The sequence below is a fragment of the Blattabacterium cuenoti genome, from assembly GCF_014251655.1.
GTDB lineage: Bacteria > Bacteroidota > Bacteroidia > Flavobacteriales > Blattabacteriaceae > Blattabacterium > Blattabacterium cuenoti_I.
In genome coordinates, this window is sequence record NZ_CP059225.1 from 535,289 (window position 1) to 560,679 (window position 25,391).

Annotated in this window: 23 protein-coding genes, 1 tRNA gene and 1 pseudogene; 11 read left to right on the forward strand and 14 right to left on the reverse strand. The window is 23.9% G+C overall.

Annotation, left to right across the window (positions count from 1 at the left end):
• Positions 1-5: 5 nt before the first annotated feature.
• Positions 6-527, reverse strand: a complete 522-nt coding sequence (locus H0H63_RS02610) for a DUF1599 domain-containing protein (protein ID WP_238784397.1) — start codon at positions 525-527, stop codon at positions 6-8.
• Between the two features lie 23 nt (positions 528-550).
• Here H0H63_RS02610 and folP point away from each other — a divergent pair, with 23 nt between their 5' ends.
• The 5 genes from folP (at position 551) to H0H63_RS02635 (ending at position 5,739) form a co-directional block, all read left to right on the forward strand.
• Positions 551-1,387 carry a dihydropteroate synthase gene (gene folP, locus H0H63_RS02615; RefSeq protein WP_185858457.1) on the forward strand — a complete coding sequence of 279 codons (837 nt, stop codon included), beginning with the start codon at positions 551-553 and terminating at the stop codon, positions 1,385-1,387.
• Positions 1,388-1,415: 28 nt separating this feature from the next.
• Positions 1,416-2,192, forward strand: a complete 777-nt coding sequence (locus H0H63_RS02620; protein WP_185858813.1) for a diadenylate cyclase — start codon at positions 1,416-1,418, stop codon at positions 2,190-2,192.
• Between the two features lie 11 nt (positions 2,193-2,203).
• Positions 2,204-3,502 (forward strand): UDP-N-acetylmuramoyl-tripeptide--D-alanyl-D-alanine ligase, encoded by a 1,299-nt coding sequence (locus H0H63_RS02625; protein ID WP_185858458.1) that lies wholly within the window; start codon positions 2,204-2,206, stop codon positions 3,500-3,502.
• A 76-nt stretch (positions 3,503-3,578) separates the two neighbouring features.
• Entirely contained in the window at positions 3,579-4,586 is a 1,008-nt protein-coding gene (gene pdhA, locus H0H63_RS02630; protein WP_185858459.1) for a pyruvate dehydrogenase (acetyl-transferring) E1 component subunit alpha, read from the forward strand.
• A 19-nt stretch (positions 4,587-4,605) separates the two neighbouring features.
• On the forward strand, positions 4,606-5,739 hold the full coding sequence (locus H0H63_RS02635; protein WP_185858460.1) for a dihydrolipoamide acetyltransferase family protein: 1,134 nt from the start codon (positions 4,606-4,608) through the stop codon (positions 5,737-5,739).
• Here the strand turns inward: H0H63_RS02635 and H0H63_RS02640 are convergent.
• Complete coding sequence (locus H0H63_RS02640) at positions 5,723-6,427, reverse strand: TerC family protein (RefSeq protein ID WP_185858461.1); 705 nt, start codon at positions 6,425-6,427, stop codon at positions 5,723-5,725. The genes H0H63_RS02635 and H0H63_RS02640 overlap by 17 nt on opposite strands.
• Positions 6,428-6,430: 3 nt before the next feature.
• Positions 6,431-8,257 (reverse strand): ABC transporter ATP-binding protein, encoded by a 1,827-nt coding sequence (locus H0H63_RS02645; RefSeq protein ID WP_185858462.1) that lies wholly within the window; start codon positions 8,255-8,257, stop codon positions 6,431-6,433.
• A gap of 152 nt (positions 8,258-8,409) precedes the next feature.
• Between H0H63_RS02645 and secD the strand changes: the two genes are divergently transcribed.
• Together secD and H0H63_RS02655 are read left to right on the forward strand one after the other, a co-directional pair.
• Positions 8,410-11,031: a protein translocase subunit SecD gene (secD, locus tag H0H63_RS02650; protein ID WP_238784398.1), complete on the forward strand. Its 2,622-nt coding sequence runs from the start codon at positions 8,410-8,412 to the stop codon at positions 11,029-11,031.
• Positions 11,028-11,270: a Sec-independent protein translocase subunit TatA/TatB gene (locus H0H63_RS02655; RefSeq protein WP_185858463.1), complete on the forward strand. Its 243-nt coding sequence runs from the start codon at positions 11,028-11,030 to the stop codon at positions 11,268-11,270. Before secD ends, H0H63_RS02655 begins: the two co-directional genes overlap by 4 nt.
• On the opposite strand, the gene H0H63_RS02660 is transcribed toward H0H63_RS02655, so the two are convergent.
• From H0H63_RS02660 to H0H63_RS02670, 3 genes are read right to left on the reverse strand one after another with little or no spacing between them, the layout of a single operon-like run.
• Positions 11,267-13,390: a SurA N-terminal domain-containing protein gene (locus H0H63_RS02660; protein ID WP_185858464.1), complete on the reverse strand. Its 2,124-nt coding sequence runs from the start codon at positions 13,388-13,390 to the stop codon at positions 11,267-11,269. The two genes, H0H63_RS02655 and H0H63_RS02660, sit on opposite strands and share 4 nt — an antisense overlap.
• A 1-nt stretch (position 13,391) precedes the next feature.
• A complete protein-coding gene (locus tag H0H63_RS02665) occupies positions 13,392-14,657 on the reverse strand; it encodes a hemolysin family protein (RefSeq protein ID WP_185858465.1) in 1,266 nt (421 codons plus the stop codon).
• Between the two features lie 9 nt (positions 14,658-14,666).
• The gene (locus H0H63_RS02670; protein WP_185858466.1) at positions 14,667-15,116 is read right to left on the reverse strand and encodes a hypothetical protein; all 450 of its coding nucleotides are present in this window, start codon (positions 15,114-15,116) and stop codon (positions 14,667-14,669) included.
• 122 nt (positions 15,117-15,238) lie between these two features.
• On the opposite strand from H0H63_RS02670, the gene H0H63_RS02675 reads away from it, so the two are divergent.
• A tRNA-Phe gene (locus tag H0H63_RS02675) sits at positions 15,239-15,311 on the forward strand.
• 9 nt (positions 15,312-15,320) lie between these two features.
• Here H0H63_RS02675 and H0H63_RS02680 read toward each other — a convergent pair.
• Genes H0H63_RS02680 through H0H63_RS02695 form a run of 4 tightly spaced genes read right to left on the reverse strand, consistent with a single transcriptional unit; the run spans position 15,321 to position 20,014 of the window.
• A complete protein-coding gene (locus tag H0H63_RS02680; protein WP_185858467.1) occupies positions 15,321-15,824 on the reverse strand; it encodes an OmpH family outer membrane protein in 504 nt (167 codons plus the stop codon).
• A 26-nt stretch (positions 15,825-15,850) separates the two neighbouring features.
• Complete coding sequence (locus H0H63_RS02685) at positions 15,851-18,340, reverse strand: BamA/OMP85 family outer membrane protein (protein WP_185858468.1); 2,490 nt, start codon at positions 18,338-18,340, stop codon at positions 15,851-15,853.
• A 12-nt stretch (positions 18,341-18,352) separates the two neighbouring features.
• Positions 18,353-19,084 carry an isoprenyl transferase gene (locus tag H0H63_RS02690; protein WP_185858469.1) on the reverse strand — a complete coding sequence of 244 codons (732 nt, stop codon included), beginning with the start codon at positions 19,082-19,084 and terminating at the stop codon, positions 18,353-18,355.
• 45 nt (positions 19,085-19,129) lie between these two features.
• Positions 19,130-20,014: an NAD kinase gene (locus H0H63_RS02695; protein WP_185858470.1), complete on the reverse strand. Its 885-nt coding sequence runs from the start codon at positions 20,012-20,014 to the stop codon at positions 19,130-19,132.
• A 99-nt stretch (positions 20,015-20,113) separates the two neighbouring features.
• On the opposite strand from H0H63_RS02695, the pseudogene H0H63_RS02700 reads away from it, so the two are divergent.
• The 3 genes and pseudogenes from H0H63_RS02700 to aroQ all read left to right on the forward strand — a co-directional run bounded on the left by H0H63_RS02700 (position 20,114) and on the right by aroQ (position 22,203).
• Positions 20,114-21,039, forward strand: a pseudogene (locus tag H0H63_RS02700) (mevalonate kinase family protein).
• A 16-nt stretch (positions 21,040-21,055) separates the two neighbouring features.
• Positions 21,056-21,781: a pseudouridine synthase gene (locus H0H63_RS02705; protein WP_185858471.1), complete on the forward strand. Its 726-nt coding sequence runs from the start codon at positions 21,056-21,058 to the stop codon at positions 21,779-21,781.
• Positions 21,778-22,203 (forward strand): type II 3-dehydroquinate dehydratase, encoded by a 426-nt coding sequence (aroQ, locus tag H0H63_RS02710; RefSeq protein WP_185858472.1) that lies wholly within the window; start codon positions 21,778-21,780, stop codon positions 22,201-22,203. The genes H0H63_RS02705 and aroQ overlap by 4 nt, the downstream gene beginning before the upstream one ends.
• A gap of 6 nt (positions 22,204-22,209) precedes the next feature.
• Here aroQ and H0H63_RS02715 read toward each other — a convergent pair whose 3' ends face one another.
• From H0H63_RS02715 to H0H63_RS02730, 4 genes are read right to left on the reverse strand one after another with little or no spacing between them, the layout of a single operon-like run.
• Entirely contained in the window at positions 22,210-22,992 is a 783-nt protein-coding gene (locus tag H0H63_RS02715) for an alpha/beta fold hydrolase (RefSeq protein WP_185858473.1), read from the reverse strand.
• 17 nt (positions 22,993-23,009) lie between these two features.
• Entirely contained in the window at positions 23,010-23,762 is a 753-nt protein-coding gene (locus H0H63_RS02720; RefSeq protein ID WP_185858474.1) for a ribonuclease III family protein, read from the reverse strand.
• Positions 23,752-25,011 (reverse strand): beta-ketoacyl-ACP synthase II, encoded by a 1,260-nt coding sequence (gene fabF / locus H0H63_RS02725; protein ID WP_185858475.1) that lies wholly within the window; start codon positions 25,009-25,011, stop codon positions 23,752-23,754. Before fabF ends, H0H63_RS02720 begins: the two co-directional genes overlap by 11 nt.
• A 22-nt stretch (positions 25,012-25,033) precedes the next feature.
• Positions 25,034-25,303, reverse strand: coding sequence for an acyl carrier protein (locus H0H63_RS02730; RefSeq protein ID WP_185858815.1), 270 nt, complete (start codon positions 25,301-25,303; stop codon positions 25,034-25,036).
• Between the last annotated feature and the right edge of the window lie 88 nt (positions 25,304-25,391).

Genomic DNA, 25,391 nt, shown 5'->3' on the forward strand with positions numbered 1-25,391 from the left:
AACAATTAATAATTTTTTTTTACTAATAATAAAATGGTTTCAATTAATATTTGAAAATAAAATCCTTCTAATTTTTGAAATGATAGAAATGATATCTCTTTTTTCAAAGATAACATTTTATCTAAAATACTACTAATAGATTGATTTTTAAAAACATATACATTAGTACAAATACAATTTGTTATCTTTTTAAATTTTTCATTATAAAGACGAATAACATCATTATGTGATATTTTATTAATATTTAATACAAAAAAAACATCTAATTTTATCAACATTATAATAATATAATTTATAACATCTATATATGTATCTATTATTTTTTCTTCTTTTACTTCTTGATATCCTTTAGATTCAATATTTTTTATTCTAATCACCTTAATCAAAATTTGATCGGTCATAGAAGAATGTTTCAAATATTTCCATGAAACATCATAATATTTTAATTTACTTAAAAATAATTTTCTACATTTTTGAATAATCAAATCAATAAAAGAATCATTCATATCATTTAATTTTACATACATAGTTAAAAATATGTCTTTTAATAATGATAATTAATTTTGGAGGATCTTTATTACATTTTAATGAACCAAAAATTATGGGAATTGTTAATATAACTCCTGATTCTTTCTATGATGGTGGAAAATTAAATTCTGAATATCGAATATTACAACATGTTGAAATTTTATTAGATGAAGGATCTGATTTTATAGATATAGGTGGGTGTTCTACGAGACCAGGATCAAAATTAGTTTCTGAAGAAGAAGAGTTAAAAAGAGTAATAAAACCTATTCGTTCTATCATAAAACATTTTCCAAATGTAAAAATATCTATAGATACTTTTCGTAGTAAAATAGCAAAAATAGCTGTAGAAGAAGGAGTGATTATGATCAATGATATATCAGGAGGGGAATTAGACAAAAATATGTTTTCCTTACTGGGACAGTTAAATATACCATATATATTAAATCATATGAAAGGAATTCCTGAAAATATGCAAAGTGATCCATTTTATAATGAAAATATAATCACCGAAATAAATAAATTTTTTTCTAAAAAAATTTATTATTTAAAACAATATGGAATTCAAGATATTATTTTGGATCCTGGATTTGGATTCGGAAAAACATTAAAACAAAATTTTCAATTATTGAAATATTTGTCTTTATTAGGGTTTCAAGATCATTTAATTCTAGTAGGAATTTCTAGAAAATCTATGATTAAGGATCTTTTAAAAATAAATATAGAAAATTCTCTCAATGCGACATCAATCCTTCATACTATGTCTCTTATAAATGGGGCCAAATTATTACGGGTTCATGATGTAAAAGAAGCTATAGAATGCATTAAATTAGTACAATATTATTCTGGAAAAATTTTATAATTCATTAATATATATATTATTTTTGTGCATAAATCTTTTGTTTTTATCGAAAATTTCTTTTATTGATATTTTAGATGTCTTTTTAGTTGCTATTATTTTTTTACAGATCTATAGATTAGTCTATAGCACTCCTGCTTTAAATATTTTTTATGGAATCATTGCTACTTTTATCTTCTGGAAAATAGTAGAAATCTATGAAATGAAATTTCTCAGCATAGTTATGAGTGCTTTTTTCAAAGGAGGTTTTTTAGCTTTAATTATTGTATTTCAACCGGAAATTAGGAAATTTCTTCTTATAGTGGGAAGCAGAATTTTTTTTAAAAAATTTATTTTTTCTCTTTTTAAAAAATCTGTAATTTCAATAAAAACTGAAACTATAGATAGCATAGTAAAAGCTTGTGCCATTTTCTCAGGAGATAAAACAGGTGTTTTAATAGTTATTCAATTACATCAAGATTTAAAAGAATTTATTCAAAATGGAGATGAAATGGATACTAAGGTAAATATTCCTATATTAGAAAGCATTTTCTATAAAAATAGTCCATTACATGATGGGGCTGTGGTCATTATAGAAAACCGAATAAAAAAAACAAGAGCAATTCTACCTGTCTCTTACAATAAAGAAATCCCATCTCGTTTAGGATTACGTCATAGAGCTGCTATTGGATTATCAGAAAAAACAGATGCCATCTGTCTGGTTATTTCTGAAGAAACAGGTTATATATCTTATATTAAAGATCAAAAAAGAACTATCATTACTAATATTAATAATTTGAAAACAAAACTAGAAAAAGATTTACTGTAATAATTTTTTTTATGAATATTAAGGATATATATCAATTATACACAACATCTTCTGGAATAGAAATAAATAGCAAAAAAGTAAAAAAAGGATCTCTTTTTATAGCTTTGAAAGGAAAAAATTTTGATGGAAATAAATTTTCTCATGAAGCTATTTCAAATGGGGCCCTATTAGCCATAGTAGATAATAAATTTTTTTCCTGTAAAAAAACTGTTCTTGTAGAGAATAGTATAGATTTTTTACAAAAATTAGCTACGTACCACAGAGAAAAGCTTAATCGTATTCCTATCATTGCAATTACAGGAAGCAATGGAAAAACAACAACAAAAGAGATTCTAATTTGTATTCTTTCTAAGAAATATAAAAAAGTTCATTATACCAAAGATAATTTAAACAATCATATAGGAATTCCATTAACAATACTTTCCATGTCTATAGATACACAGATATCTGTTATAGAAATTGGAGCTAGTCACGAAAAAGAAATAGAAAATATGTGCTCTATTATTAATCCAGATTATGGATACATTACTAATTTTGGAAAAGCTCATTTGAAAGGATTTAAGAATATGAAAGGTGTTATTCGTGGAAAATTAGAATTATATGATTTTTTGAAAAAAAAGAAAAAAGTAGTATTTGTAAATGGAGACGATCCTATCCAACTGTCTAATAGTATAGGAATGAATAGGTATATTTTTTCGGAAAAAAAAGAAATAAATCCCAATATCAATATTAAATACTTGTGGAAAAAAAGTAATTTGAAATCAATTTTATATGTTGATAATATCACAATAAGTTCTTCCTTAGTAGGAAATTATAATCTATACAATATAGCTTCTTCTATAGCTATTGGTAATTATTTTAAAATTCCTTTTAACGATCTAAAAAAAGCAGTAGAAGAATACATTCCTAATAATAAACGATCTCAGGTTGTCGTAAAAAAAAACATTAAAATCATTATAGATTGTTACAATGCTAATCCTACTAGTATGATAAAAGCTTTGACGTTTTTTAACGATCATATAAAAGGAATAAAAATGGTTATATTAGGAGATATGCTAGAATTAGGAGTTTTTTCTAATTACGAACATCAAAAAATAGTTTCTTTTATAGAAAAAAGCAATATTGACGTAACATTTTTAATTGGAAATATATTTTTTCATGTTAATACTTCTTACAGAATAAAAAAATTCCTGAATAAAAAAAATTTCATTGAATGGACCAAAAAATATATAATTCCAAAAACTGATTATGTTCTTCTTAAAGGTTCAAGAGAATTAGCTTTAGAAAATCTTGTTTATTTCATTTCATAGAATAATTATTTGTAAATTGGATCTTAAATATTAAATTTGCATACGTTAAATAATTCATAAAATTATTTTTTCTTTTATGAAAGAAATCACTATGGAAACCTATATCAAGTGGTTTAGAGATATGTCTTTTTGGAGAAAATTTGAGGATAAATGTCGTAGTCTTTATTTAAACCAAAAAATTAGAGGTTTTTTACATTTATACAATGGACAAGAGGCTATTCCTGCAGGATTAACTCATGCTATGGATATGTCTAAAGATAAAATAATCACTGCTTATAGATGTCATATTTTACCCATTTCTATGGGAGTAGATCCAAAAAAAGTAATGGCAGAACTTTTAGGTAAAAAAACAGGGACTTCCCTTGGTATGGGAGGATCTATGCATATTTTCAGTAAAAAACATCGTTTTTACGGTGGACATGGAATTGTAGGAGGGCAAATACCATTAGGAGCTGGGATCGCCTTTGCTGATAAATATTTCAATCGAGAATCGGTTACTATCACGATTATGGGAGACGGAGCCGTAAGACAAGGTTCTTTACATGAAACTTTTAATATGGCTATGATATGGAAACTACCTGTTGTATTTATATGTGAAAATAATAAGTATGCTATGGGGACTTCTGTAAAAAGAAGTACTAATATAGAAGAAATTTATAAAATAGGATTATCATATGGAATGCCATCTTATCCTGTGGATGGAATGAATCCTGAAAAAATAGCACAGGCAGCTTCTACTGCGATAGAAAGAGCTAGAAAAGGAGATGGAGCCTCTTTCTTAGATATTAAAACCTACAGATATAGAGGACATTCAATGTCGGATGCAGAATCATATAGAAGTAAAAAAGAAGTATTTTTATATAAACAAAAAGATCCTATTCTAAAACTAAAAAATATTATACTAAAAAATAAATGGGAACCTGAAGAAAATTTAAATTTCATAGAAAATGAAGTAAAGAAAGAAGTAGAATCTTGTGTTGAATTCGCTAATAAATCGGATTATCCTTCTTTGGAAGAGATGTATAATGTTGTTTATAACGAAAAAAATTATCCTTTCTTAGATAAAGAAGTTATATCTTCATAAGAAGAAAAAAAAATATTATATGGCGAAAATAATATCTATGCCAAAATTAAGTGATACTATGGAAGAAGGAACTGTAGTAAAATGGAACAAAAAAATAGGAGATAAAGTTTCGGAAGGTGATATTTTAGCTGAAATAGAAACAGATAAAGCCACTCAAGATTTTGAAATAGACGTGAATGGAATTTTACTTTTTATTGGAGTAAAAGAAGGAGAAAAAACACGTGTTGATGATGTATTAGCCATTATAGGAAAAGAAGGAGAAAATATTAATCATCTTATTTCAAAATCAAAAAAACAAAAAGAAAAAAAAGAAGAAGAAAAAAAAGATGATAGGATATTTATTTCTCCTTTAGCAAAAAAAATGGCTAAAAGTAGAGGGATCTTTATAAATGATATAAAAGGCAGCGGAGAATACGGAAGAATCGTTAAAAGAGATATTGAATCTTATGAAAGAAAAAAATCCAAAAAAGATTTAGAAAGTAAGAGTCACAGTACTATGAGAAAAAGTATAGCCAAACATTTAACTTTTTCTAAATTTTCAGCCCCTCATTATTATTTATTTAGTAAAATATGTGTAGATGAATTAATTGATCTTAGAAAAAATTTAAATGAAAAACTTTCTTATGAAGAAAAAATATCATTTAATGATATCATTATAAAAGCTGTAGCTCTTTCTTTAAAAAAACATCCTGATATGAATGTATCTTGGGATGAAGAAAAAGTTTTATATCATTCTAATATTCATATAGGAGTGGCAGTAGCTGTTAAAGATGGATTAATAGTTCCAGTTATTAGAAATGCAGATAAAAAATCATTGTTACAAATATCAAAAGATATAAAAGATAAAATATCACGTTCAAAATTAAAAAAAATACAACCGGAAGAAATAGAGAACAGTACTTTTACAGTTTCTAACTTAGGAATGTATGGAATAGAATCTTTTACTTCCATTATTAACACTCCAAATTCATCTATTTTATCAGTAGGATCAATTATGAGGATCCCCATTGTTAAAAATTCTGAGATAAAAATAGGAAATATCATGAAAATTACATTGTCTTGTGATCATAGAATTATAGATGGAGTTATAGGTAGTAAATACATTGATTCTCTTATAAAATTTTTAGAAGATCCCATTAGAATATTGCTTTAAATTTTTTCTTGATCCAAGAAAAAAAAATGGAGAATCCAAATATTAAAAGAGTCAATAAAGAAAATATTCCTTCGGATGAAAAAAAACTAAGTTCCTTTTCATTAAAAGAAGAAAGAATAAGTTTTATTCCAAGAATAATGATTATATAAAAAGAAGAATTTTTTAATTCTGGAAATCTATCCATTAATCGAATAAAAAATTGTGCAATTAATCTTATTGATAAAATACCTATAAATACCCCTATAATAATCAATAACAAATTTTCTGAAATAGCAACAGATGCAAATATATTATCTATAGAAAAAGATAGATCCATCATCTCTATGAAAAAAATAATTTTCCAAAAAGAATATTTTTCTTTTCCATTTTTTGATAAAAAACTATTTTTTTTGATTAAATAATTTAATCCTATAAAAATTAAATATAAACCACCTAATGGTTTGAACCACCATATTTTTATTAATGTAGAAGCAAAAAATAAACATAATCCTCTAAAGAAATAAGCTCCAATCATTCCATATTTTATAGCTTTTTTTCTATCTTCTTTTCTTAGATTCGTAATCATAGAAGCCAATATAACTGAATTATCTATGGATAAAATACTTTCTATCAAAAAAAGATTTCCTATAATAGCAATAGATAAAATAGGATGATCAATAATATCTTTAATATATTTTTCGATATTCATTTTTCAAAAATTTTTCAAAGATAGTAACTCACTATAAAATCCTTTTTTAGAAATTAGAGATTTATGTTTCCCTTGTTCTACAATTTTACCTTTTTCTAATACCATAATATGGTCTGCATTTTGTATAATAGTAGAGGATAATCGATGTGCTATTACTAAAGAGGTTCTATGATTTAAAGCTTTTTGAACTGCTAATTCTGATTCTGTATCTAAAGAATAAGTCGCTTCATCTAAAATCATAATTGGAGGATTTCTTAATATAGCTCTGGCTATACTGATTCTTTGTTTTTGTCCTAAAGACAGTTTATTTCCATTATATCCAATAATTGTATCATATCCTTTTGGAAATCTTTTTATAAAACAATGAGCATTTGCAATTTTAGCCGCTTTTATAACAGAATTTAATGATATTTTTTTTTCTACTCCCAGTACTATATTATTAAAAAAAGAATCATTAAAAAGAACTGGTTCTTGAGTTACCATTCCCAATAATTTTCTATAATCTTTAATTTTTAAATATTTAATATTAATACCATCAACAATTATTTCTCCAGATGTTACATTATAGAAATTAGCTAATAAATTAGCGATAGTAGATTTACCACTTCCTGATTTTCCTACTAAAGCTATAGTTTTTCCTTTTTTTAAAGTAAAACTAAGATTTTTGATTAAAAAAAATTTATTATGATTAAATGATACATTACGAAATAAAATTTCATTTTTAAAACTAAAAATAGATTTAGATCGAATGATATTATTTCCATTTGAAATACATTTAGTATCCAATATTTCTACAATACGTTCCGCTGCAGCTTTTCCTTTCTGAATACTGGATATGGAATTCACTAAATTTTTTGCAGGATTAATAATTTGAAAAAATAATCCTATAAAAGGAAAGAGTATTTCCGGAGCCATTCCTTTTTTTTCTAGAAAAAGTTTTCCTCCATACCAAATAATTAAAATCATAGTAATAGAACCTAAAAGTTCACTGATTGGAGAAGCTAATTCCTTTTTTCTATTTACACGAGAAGATAGTATTTTTTGATATTCAGATACGTTTTCAAAACGTTTTTGCATCTTTTTTTCAGCATTAAATATGCTAATAATTTTAGTAGAATTTAAAGTTTCTTCTACAACAGAAAATAATTTTCCCAACTGATTTTGAGCTCCTCTAGCATCTTTTTTAAGACTATTTCCTATAATAGAAATAAAAGCACCCATTAAAGGAAGTAATAAAAGTACGAATAATGCTAATTGATAACTCATAAAAAATAAGGTTAATAAATGAAATGAAAGCATAATAGGAGAACTAATTAGATTAGCTAAAGCATTAACAATAGATAATTCTATTTCATTCACATCATTAGATAATCTAGACATCAAATCTCCATTTCTTTTGTTTGAGAAAAAAATGATGGGAAAAGACAATATTTTTTTATGAAAATCGTTTCTAATATTTCTAACAATAGAAGTTCTTATTCCAATTAGAAAGTATTCCGCTAAATATCGAAAAATATTACGAATGAAAAAAAGTAAGATAATAAAAATACAAAATATGGATAGAGTATTTATTTTTCCATATTCCTCTGATAATATTTTTATGTATTCGTGAAAATATTTAATGAAACAATCAAAATAACCATTAAAATAATTTAAAGATATTGTTTTATTTTTTTTTTCGGAAACTTCTAATAAAATACTTAATATAGGGGAAATAGATATAATAGACACCACTGAAAATAAAGAATGTAAAAAATTACATGATATATTAATAATGTAATGATATTTATAAGGTTTTGAATAAGATAAAATTTTTTCAAGTGCATTCATTTAATCAAAGGTAGTTATAAAATTTTTTAATGGAAATTTTTTATTTTTATAAAATGCGTATAAAAAATTTTTATATTATTTGTATAACTATTATACTAACTATAATTTGTTCATATTATATATTTCTTAGTATAATAAATAAAAAAAGAATTTTGAATCTAGGTTTAGATTTAAAAGGGGGAATTAGTATGATTTTAGATATATCCGAAAAAGATGTATTAAAACAACTTTCTGAAAATTCTAAAAATGTTTCTGAAAATTCTAAAAATGAATTTTTTGAAAATGCATTAAAAAATGCAGATCATAAAAAAAAAGAAAATCCAAATACAGATTATGTATCTTCTTTCATTAATTACTTTGAAAATAGAAAAATTGGGTTATCATCTTTTTTTGAAAATAAAATAGAAAAAATTGATTCCAATACTTCAAATACAGAAGTAGAAAAATTTATCAGAAAAGAAATAGAATCATCTATTATTTCTATTCAAAATATTTTAAGATCTAGAATAGACCAATTTGGAATTACACAACCAAACATACAAAGAATCCAAAATTCCAATAAAATTTTAATAGAATTATCTGAAATTAAAGATATAGATAGAATAAAAAATATTTTAGAAAAAAAAGCAGAATTACATTTTTTTGAAATTTTCAGTTTACAAGAAATCCTTCCATATTTTAATACAATGAATCATCTTTTTTACAAAGAAAATTACGTAAAAAAAAAATCTTTTATAGATATTTTGAATCTTTCTTATATTAAAGATCCAAATACAGTAGGACTGATTCATAAAAAATATAAGAAAATAATTTCCAAATTTTTAGAATTAAATAAAACCAAAGAAGCTTTACCATATCATTTACATGATATAAAATTTTTGTGGGGATACAAAAATTTGGGAAATTTTTTTCAACTATTTGCTGTAAAAAATACTAAAGAAGAAATGTCTCATTTAGAGGTAGAGGATATGGGGATTCGTGCTTATAAATCTTTTGGTCCTTTTAATGAAGTTTTTATAAACATAAAGATGAATGAAAAAGGAATGAATAAATGGAAAATATTTACTGAAAAAAATATAGGAAAATGCATAGCAATAGTACTTGATGATTATGTTTATACTAATCCTTTAGTAAAATCCGTTATTTCAAATGGAATGTCACAAATATCTGGACATTTCTCTATACAAGAATCTAATGATTTAGTAAATATATTAAATACAGGAAAATTACCTACTTCCATAAAAATTGTTCAAACAGAAATAATAGGACCTTCTTTAGGAAAAGAATCTATTCAAAAAGGAATTCAATCTTTTTTAATAGCTTTATTTTTTGTATTTTTTTGGATGATTTTTTATTATAGAATTTTAGGTTTATATGCTAATATTCTTCTTATTTTTAATATAATATTTATTTTTGGTATTCTGATTTCTATAAATGCAGTATTAACTTTTCCTGGTATTGCAGGAATCATATTAACATTAGCAATATCTATGGATGCAAATATTTTAATTTTTGAAAAAATTAAAGAAAATATAAAAAATAAAATCCATTTTTTAGCTTCTATTAATAATAGTTATACTTTACAAGGAGCTTTATCTTCTATCATAGATGGTCAATTAACTACTTTATTATGCGGAATTATTTTATTTTACTTTGGAATAGGCCCTATTAGAGGTTTTTCTACTACCTTAATTATTGGAATTATCACATCTATGTTTACCTCTATTTGTATAGGAAGGTTATTTTTAGAGTCGCATTCAAAAAAATATCAAAAAATTACTTTTAGAAACAATAATCTACTTTCATATTTATTTCATAAAAGGGTCAATTTTTTATCTAAAAGAAAATTGGTTTATACCATCTCTTCTATTTTTTTAATCACTAGTATATATTCTATGATTTTTAAAGGATTTAATTTTGGATTAGATTTTGTAGGAGGACGTTCCTACGTAATTCTTTTTGACCGTAAAATAGTCCCAGAAAAAATATATAAGATTTTATCAAAAACATTTGTAGAAAAAGGGATCCCTTCATTTCCAAATATTAAAAGATTTGGAAATGAAAAACAACTAAAAATAATAACCAAATATAAAATAGGAGAAGAAAATATAAAAGTAGATGAAGAAATCATGAAAAAAATATTTTTTTCTTTAAGGAGTTATTTTTCTATCAGTTTTAAGGATTTTAAAAATATAAAAAAAAATAAAAATTTAGGCATTTTATCTGCTGAAAAAATTGGCCCTTCAATAGCAAAAGATATAACTAATAGAGCCTTTATTTCTATTATTATTTCTTTAATAGGAATATTTCTTTACATTTTTATCAGATTTAAAAAATGGCAATTTGGATTAGGAGCTGTAGGAGCCTTAATCCATGATATAATTATTGTACTTGGAATATTTTCTTTTTTTCATAAAAAATTTCCTATTTTAGAAATAGATCAAAATTTCATAGCTGCATTATTAACCATAATAGGTTATTCTATTAATGATACCGTAATTATTTACGATAAAATCAGAAATATTTCTGGAAAAACAATATGTAAAAATTCTATTAATAACGGTATTATTCATTCTATAACTAGAACTATGAATACATCATTTATCACTTTATCAGTAATTTTTATCATTTTTTTATTTGGAGGAATAGTAATTCGTAGTTTTATGTTTGCTTTATTTATAGGAGTCATTGTAGGAACTTACTCTTCTATATTTATAGCCCCATCTATAGTATATGATACTTCTAAATTTTTAAAAAATAAAATAGAGAAATGAAAAATTTTTTATTTATTAGTATTGAAGAAAGTTTCTTTATCATTTTTGTAGCTATACTCATATTTGGACCAAAAAAAATAACAGATATAGCTCGTGAATTAGGGGAAGGGGTTCGATATCTGAAAAATGCTAAAAATAAAATTAAAGATGAAATTATGAGGACAAATAACATCAATAAACCTATTCAAGATAATAAAAAAATAAAAAAACCTCCTTATTCTGTAAAACGAAATAATTAAACATTTTTTCTAAAATCCTTTATTTTAGATTGTTTTATTAAAACATCTCCCAATTTTTCTAAAATGCTTTTTCTTAAAAAAGAATTTAAATATTCTATTTCATAAGAAAAATAAGAAGGATTTTTGTATGTGTAAAAACGTTTTAATGGTCTTATAAAAAAGATGCCTCTATTTCCTAATATAGGTTTGGAAGTTTCATATAATTTTGAGGAAAAAGCAGCCCCTACTACTTTTGGCTCTTGATAATTTTCAATCATAGAATAATAAAAATTGATTTTACAATATTTATTTATTTTCTTTGAAAAAAATAAAGCGATATCTTCCAAATTTTTATGAAAAAACTTCTTTCTATTTTTAGAAAAAAAGTTCTCTATTTTTTTATTTATTAAAATAGGAATCAAATTATTTTTTAATTCTTCAATAGGAAATCCTTTTTTTTGAATTTTAGATAAAAACACTATAACATAATCTTTATTTACAGTTGAAAATACTTTTATATCCCCTTTTTTTCTTTTTTTTTCGTAAGACCAATTGATGATTTCCTTATCTAATCCAGTATTTAATCCATGAATATTCCATTTCCATGGAACATTTTTTATTTCTTCTAAAAAGATAGTTTCGTACCTTTTTTTTCTTGCATTATTAATAAATGTATTTAAATTAGAAGTTTTATTTTCTTTTATGAATCTAATAACATTTCTATAAATAGATTCTTCCGTTTTTTTTGATGGAATCAGTTTTTTTATGATAATAGAAAATTGATAAACAGGTTGTAAATCTTTTTTATCATCTATTCTAATAATATGATAACCAAATTTAGTTTCAAATAAACCTACTTTTCCTATTTTATTCCTAAAAGAAAAAATATCAAAATTTCCAGTATTATTTTGTTCTCCATATTTTATCCAACCTAGACTTCCTCTATTTTTTTTTACATGAAAAAAATCATCTGATTTTTTCATAACAAAAGAATTAAATGTTTCAGGATTTTTTTTAACCGTATTATATATATTTTTAGCTATTCTTTCAGCTTCTTTTTTACTTCTTCGATTATAAAAACGTATAGATTTTTTATGACAAATTAAGATTTGTCTAGGTAAAACCAAATTATGTATTATTTTTTTTCCAGTTAATTTAGCTATGATATAAATATTGTTTTCTTTAACAGGACCGAACATACTTCCAATCTGATTATTTTTTTCTATAAAATATTGTAGAGGAATTGGAAGATTCTTTTTTAAATAAAAGTTAGAATCAAAAGGTTTTTCTGATTCTCTAGAAACAATTATAGAATTATAATTAGAATGTTTAAATTCATGAAATAATTCTTTTATTTTAAGGTTCATATTTTTTTCATCATCTAAGGATGGATGAGAACGAATAATAACAAAACTTAAATTTCTTAAATCTTCTTTTTTATAGAGATACTTGTTGATTCCAATATAATTTCGAATATCATTACTTTTTATACAAAAATATTTGTTATCTATTTCTGAATAAGGAATAAAAATATAATCAATGATTGAAAAAGAATTTTTTTCTTTATAATTCAGTTCAGCTTCTATAGAAGAAGTATTCAATCCATACATTAACATTTCTACATATTTCTTAGAAAGAATACTTCTATTGATACTTCTTTTTTCAGAATCCCAAATATTTCTTTCTTCTTCTATTTGAGAATTTATATTATTATTCCTATATAAATTGCTCAAATATAATTTGAATTTATTTATATCCATTTTTCCTTTTTCATCTTGAAAATCTATAATTTTACTATATATAGATTGTTTTTCCATAGTATCCCAAAAATCTTTTTCTGTTTTTTGTATTCCTAATCTTTCTGCTTGTTGGTTTAATACTTTTTCGTGTACCAATAATTTCCAGGCATCATCTTTTAATAAATAATCTGGGGTTCCTTCACGAAATCGTTTTAAAAAACGAAAATAACTAAGATATTCTTCTAGATAAATGTCATCTCCATTCACTTTTCCTATTACATTGGGATTTTTAGAAAAAAATTTTAAAATAATATTAGGATCTAATATAAAAAAAACCAAAGAAATACTTATCAAAAAGAAAATTAACCATGTATTTTTTCTAATTTTTTCTAAAAAACTCATTTCAAAACTTTTTTTTAAGAAAGACTTCCTCTATTTTATTCTTAGATACTTTTTTTATTTCAATAAACAAATTTTTATTGATAATTATTTTTTCTCCATATTTTGGTATATCTTTTGTGCAAGCAACTATTAATCCACCCAAAGTCTCGTATTTTTCAGATTTAGGAAGATCTAAATTATACTTCGTATTAATAAAATCAATTTCTAAACGTGCCGAAAATAAAAATTCATGAGAGTTTAATTTTTTATTTAACAAAATATTTCCATCATGTTCATCCTTGATATCTCCAAGAAATTCTTCCAAAATATCTTCTATAGTAATTAATCCTGCTGTTCCTCCATATTCATCTAAAACTATAGCTATGCTTCTCTTTTTTCTAATTAAAAGATCCATTATTTCTCTAATAGGAGTAGTTGTATAAACTAACTCTACAGATCTAATGATGGAATCAATATTTTTTGGTTTTTTTAATACTTCTAAATAATGAATATATCCTATAATATTATCTATATTGTCTTTATAAATTACAATTTTAGATAATCCACTTTTAGTCAATATATTACATATACTTTCCATAGAAGAAACCCTCATATTAGAAGAAATAATTTCTTTCCTAGGGACCATACATTCTCGCGCTTTTTTTTCATAAAAATCTAAAGCTTTATGAAAAATTTCAATTTCATGTTCTACAACATCTTTTTCTTTTACTTTTCCCTCCATATTTTTCGATAAAAAATCAATGAGATCTTCTTTATCAAAAAAATTTTTTTTATCATTTTCTTTTTCTCCTAAAATTTTTAGAAATACATCAGAAATCCAAATAAAAAAATTTGTAATAGGAGAAAAAACCTTACATAATAAATATGCAGGAACAATAAATAAACTTAATAATTCATTAGAATATACACTAAATATTAGTTTAGGAATAAATTCCCCTACAATTAAAATAATAGAAGCAGAAAAAACCGTTTCTAAAAAAATAATCCATAAAGAATTATTCAATAATCCTTTTGGTAAAAGAGAAAAAAATAATTTTCCCATATAAATTCCATATACAACTAAAGAGATAGTATTACCTATTAACATTGTTGTTATAAATTGTTTAGGATTATTAATACTTTTAGAAAGAAGTTTAGATCTGAATGATCCTTTTTTTTTATTTAGTTCTATCTGAAATAAACTAGAAGAAATTAAAGCCATTTCCATTCCAGAAAAAAAAGCGGAGATGAATATAGTAATAAAAACTATACTAATATGAACAATCATATGTTTTTATTAAATAGATAAAGTTCCACTAATATTTTTCAATTTAATGCTTCTAAAATTTTCAGAAGCTTCAATCCCATTTATTGCATATAATTTAGTCCCATTTTTTGGGTTATATATCATTGTGTATTTATCATTAAATATTTTTTTTTGTTTTCTATTCCAAAATATTTCTTTTGTTTTCAATAAATACCCTTGATCATTTATAATTCGAATGTTTCCTTTAATATGATAAAAAATTTTATTTCTTGATTTTACCCAATTAGCATGAATATATGTATACTTATTTTTATTATTTTCATAAATAAATAGATCTAATCCTTTTGGAAAAAGAGTATAATAAGAGTCTTCTTTTATAAGAGGAGAATAAATTGAAAATTTCAATAAACCTTTTTCTTTATACAAAAGATTCGTTTTAATAAAAATTTTTTGAATAATCCTTCTTCTATTTGTTTTCATATACTTATACTTATCCTCTTTTTTACAGGAAAAAAGAAAAAGAACAAATAAAAAAAGTATGATAATAAAATTTTTCGATTTAATACTTATTATTTTATTGTACTTTTGTTTATTCATTTTATGGTATCTTAGCTCAGTAGGTAGAGCAAAGGACTGAAAATCCTTGTGTCCCCGGTTCGATTCCGGGAGATACCATATTTATAATTATAATCCTAACTCTTTCTTTACTTCTTCGGTAATATCCCCTCCTTTATTAAACAAAACTCCTTTTCCAGGACTACAATCATCAACTCTTATGATATTTTTATCTTTTTCTATTACTTTAATAATAGCATTTTCTATTTTTTTATAAATAGGATTTAACAATTTATTTTGATTTTTTGCTAAATCATCTGATGCTATTTTTTGATATGCATGTGCTCTTGCTTGTAAAGTTTCTAGTTCTTTTTTTAAAATAGGATTTTTATTCCTTTGAAATTTTTCCGCTTTTCTATGAAATTCTTTTGCTAATTTATCTAATATGTTTTCATGCATTTTGCTAATTTTAGACAGTTCTTTTTGAGCTGTATAAAAATCTGGCATTTTTTCTATAATAATCATACTATTCAGACAAACTATTCTTTGATTATTCTCTTTAGAAAAAGAATAAAATGAATATCCAAATAAAAAGAAAAATAACAAAAAATAAAAAATTGTATTTTTTTTCATAACGATTTTTTTTTGTATTTATTATATTATAAATCTTTTCCTATCACAAAATGTGTTTTCCATTTGGATTTTTGACCAATTATATTATCTATAGGATATCCGAAATCTACTCCAACTAATCCTATTAGGGTCCAAAAAAAACGAATTCCAATCCCAAAAGATTTATTCATCGTAAGTAAATGAAATTCTTTGTAAGAAGAATTTAGATTACCTCCTTCCAAAAAGAAATTTGTCCAAATTTTTAAGTTTGGAAAATCTTTAATTAAATAACGAGTTTCCAAAACCAATTTATCATAAATAACTCCTCCATTACTTGGAATGTTATATTTAAAATGAGTAGAATATCCTCTTAATGGAATAAAATCTTTATCTGATCCAAATGATCTATTCCTCATTCCTCCCATATAAAATTTTTGAAATGAATACAATTCATTGGAATAATCTAAATTTTTATAGAACCCCATATATCCAAATTCTCCTCCTAATCTTAGAACTACATTTGTTATAATTTTTTTATACCAAGAAAAAATTATCTTGAATTTATAATATTCCATCCATTTGTTTTTTTCATTATTAAAAATAATAGAATATGGAAGAGTAAATATGCTATTTAATTGTATTTTTGATCCTACAAATGGAAAGATGATATTTGGTTCTGTAGACATTCTTTCTAATGAAATCAAATAACTAAGATTGTTGAATTGACGTTGTTTATGATATGAATTAGATGAAGTTTCTTTTTTATAAATAAATTTTTCGTAATCTATAGATGTTCTCATTATAGAATAAGGATCCAAAAAAGTTAAATACTTATTTAGTTGAAGGGATGTTCCTATTTTTTCCAAAAATTGTTTTTCATCAATTTTAGTAGTTTCTTTAGTAGTTTCATCATTTTTCATTTTATTGATAGAATAAAATCCTTTTAAAGTGATAGATATTGGATTTGTTTTCTCAATCCAAGGTTCTGTAAAAGAAAAACCATAAGACGAAAAATCTTTTCCTAATTGACTAAAAATCATTAATTTTTGTCCATCTCCTTGAGGGATAGGGTTCCATCCCCTATAATTAAAAAGGTTAACTAAAGAAAAGTTCCCAAAATTTAATTTAAAATTTCCAATTATTTTTTTCATATTTTTACCACCAAAACCTCCATGAAATTGAAATTCATTAGTGTTTTTTTCTACAACATGCCATTCAATATCCAAGATACTATTTTTTTTATTTGGTATAATTTCTGGATATACTTTTTCAAAAATATTTAATCCAATTAAATGAGATAAACTTTCTTTTATCTTTTTAGGAGAAAATAGTTCTCCTGGATATGTTTCTAATTCTCTTCTAATAACATGATCTTTAGTGATTGAATTCCCTGATATATTCACTTTATTTATATACACAGGATTGTTTTCTTCTACTTGTATTTCTAAATTTATTTTATGTTCGATGATTTTCTTTTCTATAAGTTTTATATTCACAAATAAATAACCTAAATTCAGGTAAGTAGATAGAATACTAGGAGAAGAATAATTGAAAACATTTTTTTTTATTTCAATTTTATTATAAATATCTCCTTTCTTATAAAAAAAAATTTTTTTTAAATCATCTGTTTCTATTTTTTTATTTCCTAAAATATTTATATCCCCTAAATGATACTCATTCCCCTCAAAAATCTTTATTTTTATTCCATAATTACCAGAACTTTTTTTCCACACAGAATCTAAAAATACTTTTGCATCAAGAAATCCTTTTGATTCATATTTATCTGTAATATTTTTCAAATCTTTTATTATATTTTCCTGAACAAAATTAGGAGTTCCAATGATCGGTATATAAAAAATTTTTTTAGTTTGAACCATGAAATTCAATAATTCTTTTTTACTAAAAACTTGATTCCCTTCAAAAAATATTTCTTCTATACCAATTTTCTTTCCTTTATCAACATCTATGTACAATAGATTTCCATTCTCATTTTTAATGATTTTATTTTTTATGTTAATTTCATTAAACCCCTTATTTTTATAATATTCTTGAATATCATTTTTAATATTTTGAATCATATTATCAGAAATATGATCTCCTGTTTTTATTTTTTTTATAGTCGTAAACTGATCTTTTTTAATCCCTTTTACTTTTACTTCATGAATTTGTACTAAATCTTCTAATTCAAAAAATAAATCAACTAAATTTCCATCTATATCTTTTTTATAGATAGATATGTTTTTAAAAAGATTACTTTTCCATAATTTATGGATTACATTATCTATTTGTTTTCCACCAATATTTATTGATTCTCCAGGAAAAATTCCAGATAAATTGGAAATAAAATGGCTATCATATTTTGTTTTTCCTATTATATGAATTTTTCTTACAATTACAATTACATTCGACTGGTTAATATTTTTATTAATATCAATAGATTTATTATTATCAAATAATAAATCTATTTCTTTATTATTGGATGAATAAACTTGCTGTAATATTATTATTATTAAAATAATAAAGATATTTTTTTTCATGAAATTTAAAAATTATTTCACGTTTCCAAAACGACGTTTTCTATTTTGATAATTTATTATAGCTTCAAAAAAATCCTTTTTACGAAAGTCAGGCCATAAAATATTTGTAAAATATAATTCTGCATAAGCAGACTGCCAAAGCAAAAAATTACTAAGACGTTGCTCTCCACTAGTTCTAATAATTAAATCTACATATGGTAAATCTTTGGTATATAAATGATTATTAAAAAAAGAATTATCTATATCTTCTAATGATAATAAACCCTGATATACTTTTTTGGCTATATTCTTTGTTGCTCTTAAAATTTCTTCCCTTGCACTATAACTGAGTGCCAAAATCAAAGTTCCAGATGTATTATTTTTAGTTTTTTTCATGAAGAAAAATAATTCTTTCTGAATAAGATTAGATAATCTTCCAATTTCTCCTATAGTAATAATTTTTAAATTTTTTTCATGAATTTCTTCTAAATGAATTTTTAAATTAGTATGAAATAAATGCATTAAACTATCTATTTCTTTTTTAGGTCTACTCCAATTTTCCGAAGAAAATACAAATAATGTCATATAAGGAATTCCTAGTTCTTTGCATCCATTTATAGTATCTTTTACCGAATAGATTCCTCTTTCATGACCAAATGTTCTTAGTTTTCCTCTTTTTTCGGCCCAACGTCCATTTCCATCCATAATAATAGCTACATGATTAGGTAAATTATTATAATCTATTTTATCCAGTAATTTTTTCATAAAAATATACAACAAAGATAAAAATAAAAAAACAAAGATTTTTATTCAATTTCTTTGATCCATTCCCCATAAAAGTTTTTCTCGTAATGTTTTATAATAAGTATTTTTTTCTTCTTGGAGAAGATATATATAAAAAGGAGCTTTTTGGATAGATAATTCATTATCTTTATTCAAAGAAATAAGTCTGGTATCCATTGATAAAGAATAATATTTTACACGACTATGTACTTTTAAATGAACTGTTTGATGATCTGATATAATTAATGGACGTGAAAATAAATTATGTGGAGAAATTGGAGTTAACACAAAATTATTATTTTCTGGACTAATAATAGGGCCTCCACAACTTAAAGAATATCCAGTAGATCCAGTTGGAGTAGAAATAATTAATCCATCGGCCCAATAAGAAGTTAAAAATTCATTATCAATATAAACATCTATAGTAATCATAGAAACCGTTTCTTTTCGTAGAATTACAATTTCATTCAATGCAAAGTTAAAAAACTTATGATCATATAGAATAGAAGTTTTTAACCACAATAAACTTCTAGGCATTAAATAAAGTTTTCTATTGAAAATTTGATCTATTTTTTGAATAAAAACATCTTTATTGAAAGTAGCTAAGAATCCCAAATTACCTGTATTAACTCCAACTATAGGAATCCCGGTATCTCTTATCAATGTAATGGCAGATAAAATGGTACCGTCTCCTCCAAAAGTAAACATGAGACTAAAATCTTTAGTTAATTCTTTGTAGTGAGAAATTACAGGAAAATCTAAATTTTCGAACTCTTTAAAAGAAGATAAAATATTAGAAAATGATTTTTCAATATAAATTTCTATGGAATGATCACATGCATAACCTATGAACTTATTCAAATAATCAATATTTTTTTTTCCAATGTTTTGTCCATAAATGGCTATTTTCATAAAAAAAAAAAAAAGAAAGATAAATGTACAAAAAAAGATTAATTCAGTTTTTATTAAATTTGTTTTCTTAGTATTTATATTTACAATCAATTAAAAAAAATGAAAAAAACCTTTTTTCCTGCAAAAATATTATTGTTTGGAGAATATGGAATTTTAGAAAATTCTATAGGACTTTCTATTCCACATAATCTTTATAAAGGAACTTTGAAAAGTTATTACAAATTCAATAAGGATATATTATGGTCCCATTATGAAATAAAAAAATATTATAATTTCTTATCCCTATTAGAAAAAAAAAACAATTTTTAGTAAAATTAGATTTAAAAAAATTACATGAAGATATAAAAAACGGGATATTTTTTCATTCAAATATTCCTCAAAAATATGGAATAGGAAGTTCTGGAGCTTTAGTTGCTGCTGTTTATGATAAATATGCAAAAAATAAATTAAAAGGAAGCTGGAATGAAAATACAATAATTTTAAAGAAAATATTCAGTCAAATGGAATCTTTTTTTCATGGAAAAAGTTCAGGGATCGATCCATTGATTTGCTATTTTAATTTGCCTTTACTTATACGTTCAGAACAAGATATTTCTACTGTAGGTATTCCAAAAAAAAAAGAAGGAAAAGGTGCTATATTTTTATTAAATACTGGAATCCCTAGTAAAACTCATTCTATGATACAAATTTTTTTCAGAAAATTAAAACATGATAAATTTAAAAAAATTTTGAAAGAAGAATTCATTAAATACAATGAAATTTGTATCGAAGCTTTTTTAAAAGAAGACTTCCCTATTTTATTAAAAAATGTTAAAAAACTTTCTATTTGGATTTTTCATCATTTTCGTCCTATGATTCCGAAAAATTTTTGGAAAATATGGAAAGAAGGTATATATAGCAATATCTATTATTTAAAATTATGCGGTTCTGGAGGAGGGGGTTTTATTTTAGGATTTACTACAAACTATGAATTATCTAAAAAAAAATTAAAAAAATATACGATGAAAGTGCTTTTTCATTTTTAATTTTCATAAACATAAAATGGAACATAAAAAAATTAAATTAAATCGTTATTTATCTAATGCTGGAATTTCTTCCAGAAGAAAGGCCGATAAACTTATTCAATATGGAGCTATAGAAGTTAATGGAAAACCTATTTTAAAATTAGGAAGTACAATTCATGTAGATGATACTGTCACATATTATGGATCTAAAGTTAAAATTAAAAATAAAATTTATATACTACTTAATAAACCTAGAGGTATTATTACTTCTACAAAGGATCAATTTAAACGAAAAACAGTGATGAATTTAATTCCAAATTATTTTGGATACAAAATATTTCCTGTAGGTCGATTAGATTATTCTACTACAGGAGTTTTACTTCTGACAAATGATGGATTTTTATCTGAAAAATTAACTCATCCAAAATATCACGTTAAAAAAATATATCATGTATCATTAAACAAAAAAATTAAAAATGAAGATTTAGAAAAAATTAGAAAAGGAAAAATATATTTGAGAGAAGGAAAAGTAAAAGTTATTTTTATAGAAAAGAGTAATATTAATAATCAAGTAAAAATTGGAATTTCTATAGGATGGAACAGAATTATTAAAAGAATTTTTAAAAAATTAGATTATAAAGTTATTCGATTAGACCGAATTAATTTTGGTGGATTATCCAAAAAAAATATGAAAACGGGATATTGGTGTTTATTAAAAAAACAGGAAATTAAAAACATTTTTGGAAAAAAATTTGTTATATGAAAAAAATAATCATCATCAATGGTCCTAATTTAAACCTTTTAGGAAAAAGAGAACCAGAGTTGTACGGAAGTGAATCCTTTACTGAATTTCTTAAAAAATTAAAAATGAAAAGACCATTTTCTAATATGGATATTATTTATTATCAAAATAATAGTGAAGGAAAAATTATAGATATTTTACATTCCGTTGGATTTCAATCTAATGGAATTTTACTGAATGCTGGGGCTTATACTCACACTTCTATAGGAATTGCAGACGCTATCAAATCCATTTCTACTCCAGTTATAGAAGTCCACATTACTAATATTCATTCTAGAGAATCTTTTAGAAAAAAATCATTTCTTTCTTCTGTTTGTAAAGGAACTATTTTTGGATTTGGATTAAAATCTTATGAATTAGGAATCATTAGTTTTTGTTTGTAGTATTTTTTAAATACGATAAAGAAAATTTTTATGATTAAAATCAAATTTAGAAAGCCATTTTTTTAATATATCTATGAATTTTTTTGGATGTTCCATCATAGGAACGTGTCCACATTTATCTATCCAATATAATTCTGAATGAGGTAATAATCTATGAAATTCTTTTGCTATTTCTGGAGGAGTAACATGATCTTGTTTTCCCCATATTAAACAAATTGGTTGGTGAATAAAAGATAGATCTTGGGACATATTATATTTCATAGAACTTTTAGCAAGATATAAAGTTTTCATTCCCTTATTTTTATCATTCACGATACGGAAAACCTCATCTACTAATTCTTTAGTAGCTATATTGGGATCATAAAATACTTCTTGTGATTTTTTTTTAATATATTCATAATTTTCTCTTTTAGGAAAAACATATCCAAAAGATTTTTCAAATAAACCTGAACTACCTGTTAAAACTACAGAATGAACTAAATCTTTCCTTTTTTTTGCTATAATTAAAGCAACATGTCCACCAAGAGAATTTCCTACTAAAGTAGCCTTTTTAATATTCATTTCCATTATAAATTGAATGACATATTTAGATAAATGATAAATATTTGTAAGAAATAATGGCATTTTATAAAGTGGTAATGAAGGGATGATTACTTTATAACCTTTTTCTGAAAAAAAATCTAGAATAGATTGAAAATTACTTAATCCTCCCATTAATCCATGAAGTAAAATCAAAGGATGTCCTTTTCCCTTTTTTACATGAGGAAATTTTTTTTCTTTATTAAACATAACAAATTTTCTTTCTATTATTTTATTATTTCTTTATGTATGGATTTTATTTCTTTTTTAACAATAAAGTAAGCTTTTTTTGCCGCTATTTCTTCTGATTTTTTTTTTGAGGAACCTCTTCCTTTAGTTTGTATTCCATATTCTAACACTGTAAATTCAGATAAATAAGTGATCATATTTTGATCTTTATTTTCTACTTCTCGAAAAGTTTTAAAATTAATTATAAATTTATTTTTTTGAGACCATTCAATCATCCATACTTTATAACTAAAAATTTTATTTTGTAATTCCATAATATTTACATGAGTATGTAAAATTTTTTTATGGACAAAATCTTTACTACCTTGATATCCTATTTCTAAATAAATAAATCCTATTAAAGCTTCCAGTGTATTTCCTAATATATTATCCGATATAATAGGTTTATTAGAAAAAATATCTGGGATAGTTAATTTTCTAGATATTTCATTTAAATTTTTTCTACATACTATTTTAGATCGTATTTGAGTTAACTCTCCTTCTTTTTTATCAGGAAATTTTTCACATAAAAAATGTGATATAATAGAATTCAAAATAGCGTCTCCTAAAAATTCTAGTCTTTGAAAATTAAGAGAATAACTTTGATTTGAATTTACTTTTTTTGTGGAGAAACTATAAATAAATACTTCCTTTAAAAATTTAGTATTTTTTGTACAATATCCTAATATTTTTATTAGTTTTTCTACTAAAATAGAATCTTCATCTTTTTTCAAAATGGTTCTAAATAACATTTATTTTTTTGAATAAAATACAAACATTGTGTCCTCCAAAACCAAAAGTATTACACATACTAATTTTAACTTCTCTTTTTATAGCTTTATTTGGAGTAAATTTAATTTTAGGATCTATGTTTTTATCTATATGAAATAAGTTAATAGTTGGAGGAATAATTCCCTTTGTTAAAGGTAGTATAGAAGCTACTGCTTCTATTGCTCCAGCAGCACCTAATAAATGTCCTGTCATAGATTTTGTAGAGTTAATATTTATATTATAAATGTTTTCATGAAATACTTTTTGAATTGCTTTTATTTCTGCTAAATCTCCTAATATAGTAGAAGTTCCATGGGAATTGATATGATCCACGTCTTTATATTTCATTCCTGCATCTTGAATAGCAGCTTTCATTGCTAAAATAATTCCTTTTCCTTCTGGATGAGGTGCCGTCATATGGTAAGCATCTCCAGACATTCCTACTCCACCTATTTCAGCATACATATTTGCTCCTCTTTCCTTAGCATGTTTATATTCCTCAAGAATAAGACAACCAGCTCCTTCTCCCAATACAAATCCATCTCTATCTTTATCAAAAGGACGAGAAGCTGTTTGATAATTATCATTTCTAGTAGATAATGCATGTAAAGCATTAAAACCTCCTACTCCACTTTGTGTAATAGCAGCTTCAGAACCCCCTGTTACTATTATATCAGCTTTTCCTAAACATATTAAATGATATGCATCTACAATAGCATTAGAAGAGGAGGCACAAGCAGATACAGTAGCGTAATTTGGACCATGAATTCCATAATTCATAGAAATAAAACCAGCAGTAATATCTATAAGCATTTTAGGAATAAAAAATGGACTAAATCTAGGATATCTACCCCCATTTACATAATCTGAAATAGATTTTTCTAAATTGAGAAGGCCTCCAATTCCAGACGCCCAAATAACTCCAATTCTTTCCCTTCTTTCTTTAAAAAAATTAATTCCACTATTTCTTATAGCTTCTTCAGAAGCTATAATTCCATATTGTGCACAAGGATCCAATTTTCGTCTTTCTTTTTTACTAAAAAAAATACTCGGATCATAATCTTTTAATTCACAAGCAAATTTTGTTTTATACTTATCGGTATTAAAATAAGTGATAGGAGCACACCCATTTTTACCGTTAACAAGAGAAATCCAGTATTCATCTATATTATTTCCTATAGGAGTAAGAGTCCCCATTCCAGTAACTACTACTTTTTTCAATCTATCCATATCATGATACTAAAATGTCATCTTATTTTTCAGATTTTTGATCGAGATTTTTTTTCTCTATCAAAAGATCTTCTATGGCCTGTATGGCTTCTCCTACTGTTGTTATTTTTTCGGCTTTTTCATCAGAAATACTAATATTAAATTCCTTTTCAAACTCCATAATTAATTCTACTATATCTAAGGAATCTGCTTCTAAATCATTGGTAAAACTAGCAGAAGGAATAATATCTTTTTCATCTACACTTAGTTTTTCTACGATAAGAGCATTAACTCTAGATGCAATATCAGACATAGGATCATAATTTTTTTTATGATACAAAATTAGTAAACTTTTATAAAATCATATATAAATTTGTCGTATTACAAAAAGTAGATAAAAT

Coding starts and splice junctions, on each gene's coding strand:
- H0H63_RS02635 (WP_185858460.1), top strand. CDS start 4,606: ATGGCGAAAATAATATCTATGCCAAAATTAAGTGATACTATGGAAGAA.
- H0H63_RS02680 (WP_185858467.1), bottom strand. CDS start 15,824: ATGAAAAAAAATACAATTTTTTATTTTTTGTTATTTTTCTTTTTATTT.
- H0H63_RS02655 (WP_185858463.1), top strand. CDS start 11,028: ATGAAAAATTTTTTATTTATTAGTATTGAAGAAAGTTTCTTTATCATT.
- fabF (WP_185858475.1), bottom strand. CDS start 25,011: ATGGATAGATTGAAAAAAGTAGTAGTTACTGGAATGGGGACTCTTACT.
- H0H63_RS02720 (WP_185858474.1), bottom strand. CDS start 23,762: ATGTTATTTAGAACCATTTTGAAAAAAGATGAAGATTCTATTTTAGTA.
- H0H63_RS02665 (WP_185858465.1), bottom strand. CDS start 14,657: ATGATTGTTCATATTAGTATAGTTTTTATTACTATATTCATCTCCGCT.
- aroQ (WP_185858472.1), top strand. CDS start 21,778: ATGAAAAAAATAATCATCATCAATGGTCCTAATTTAAACCTTTTAGGA.
- H0H63_RS02695 (WP_185858470.1), bottom strand. CDS start 20,014: ATGAAAATAGCCATTTATGGACAAAACATTGGAAAAAAAAATATTGAT.
- H0H63_RS02685 (WP_185858468.1), bottom strand. CDS start 18,340: ATGAAAAAAAATATCTTTATTATTTTAATAATAATAATATTACAGCAA.
- H0H63_RS02715 (WP_185858473.1), bottom strand. CDS start 22,992: ATGTTTAATAAAGAAAAAAAATTTCCTCATGTAAAAAAGGGAAAAGGA.
- H0H63_RS02625 (WP_185858458.1), top strand. CDS start 2,204: ATGAATATTAAGGATATATATCAATTATACACAACATCTTCTGGAATA.
- H0H63_RS02670 (WP_185858466.1), bottom strand. CDS start 15,116: ATGAAAACAAATAGAAGAAGGATTATTCAAAAAATTTTTATTAAAACG.
- H0H63_RS02610 (WP_238784397.1), bottom strand. CDS start 527: ATGTATGTAAAATTAAATGATATGAATGATTCTTTTATTGATTTGATT.
- H0H63_RS02690 (WP_185858469.1), bottom strand. CDS start 19,084: ATGAAAAAATTACTGGATAAAATAGATTATAATAATTTACCTAATCAT.
- folP (WP_185858457.1), top strand. CDS start 551: ATGATAATTAATTTTGGAGGATCTTTATTACATTTTAATGAACCAAAA.
- H0H63_RS02705 (WP_185858471.1), top strand. CDS start 21,056: ATGGAACATAAAAAAATTAAATTAAATCGTTATTTATCTAATGCTGGA.
- H0H63_RS02640 (WP_185858461.1), bottom strand. CDS start 6,427: ATGAATATCGAAAAATATATTAAAGATATTATTGATCATCCTATTTTA.
- pdhA (WP_185858459.1), top strand. CDS start 3,579: ATGAAAGAAATCACTATGGAAACCTATATCAAGTGGTTTAGAGATATG.
- H0H63_RS02645 (WP_185858462.1), bottom strand. CDS start 8,257: ATGAATGCACTTGAAAAAATTTTATCTTATTCAAAACCTTATAAATAT.
- H0H63_RS02660 (WP_185858464.1), bottom strand. CDS start 13,390: ATGAGTTTTTTAGAAAAAATTAGAAAAAATACATGGTTAATTTTCTTT.
- H0H63_RS02730 (WP_185858815.1), bottom strand. CDS start 25,303: ATGTCTGATATTGCATCTAGAGTTAATGCTCTTATCGTAGAAAAACTA.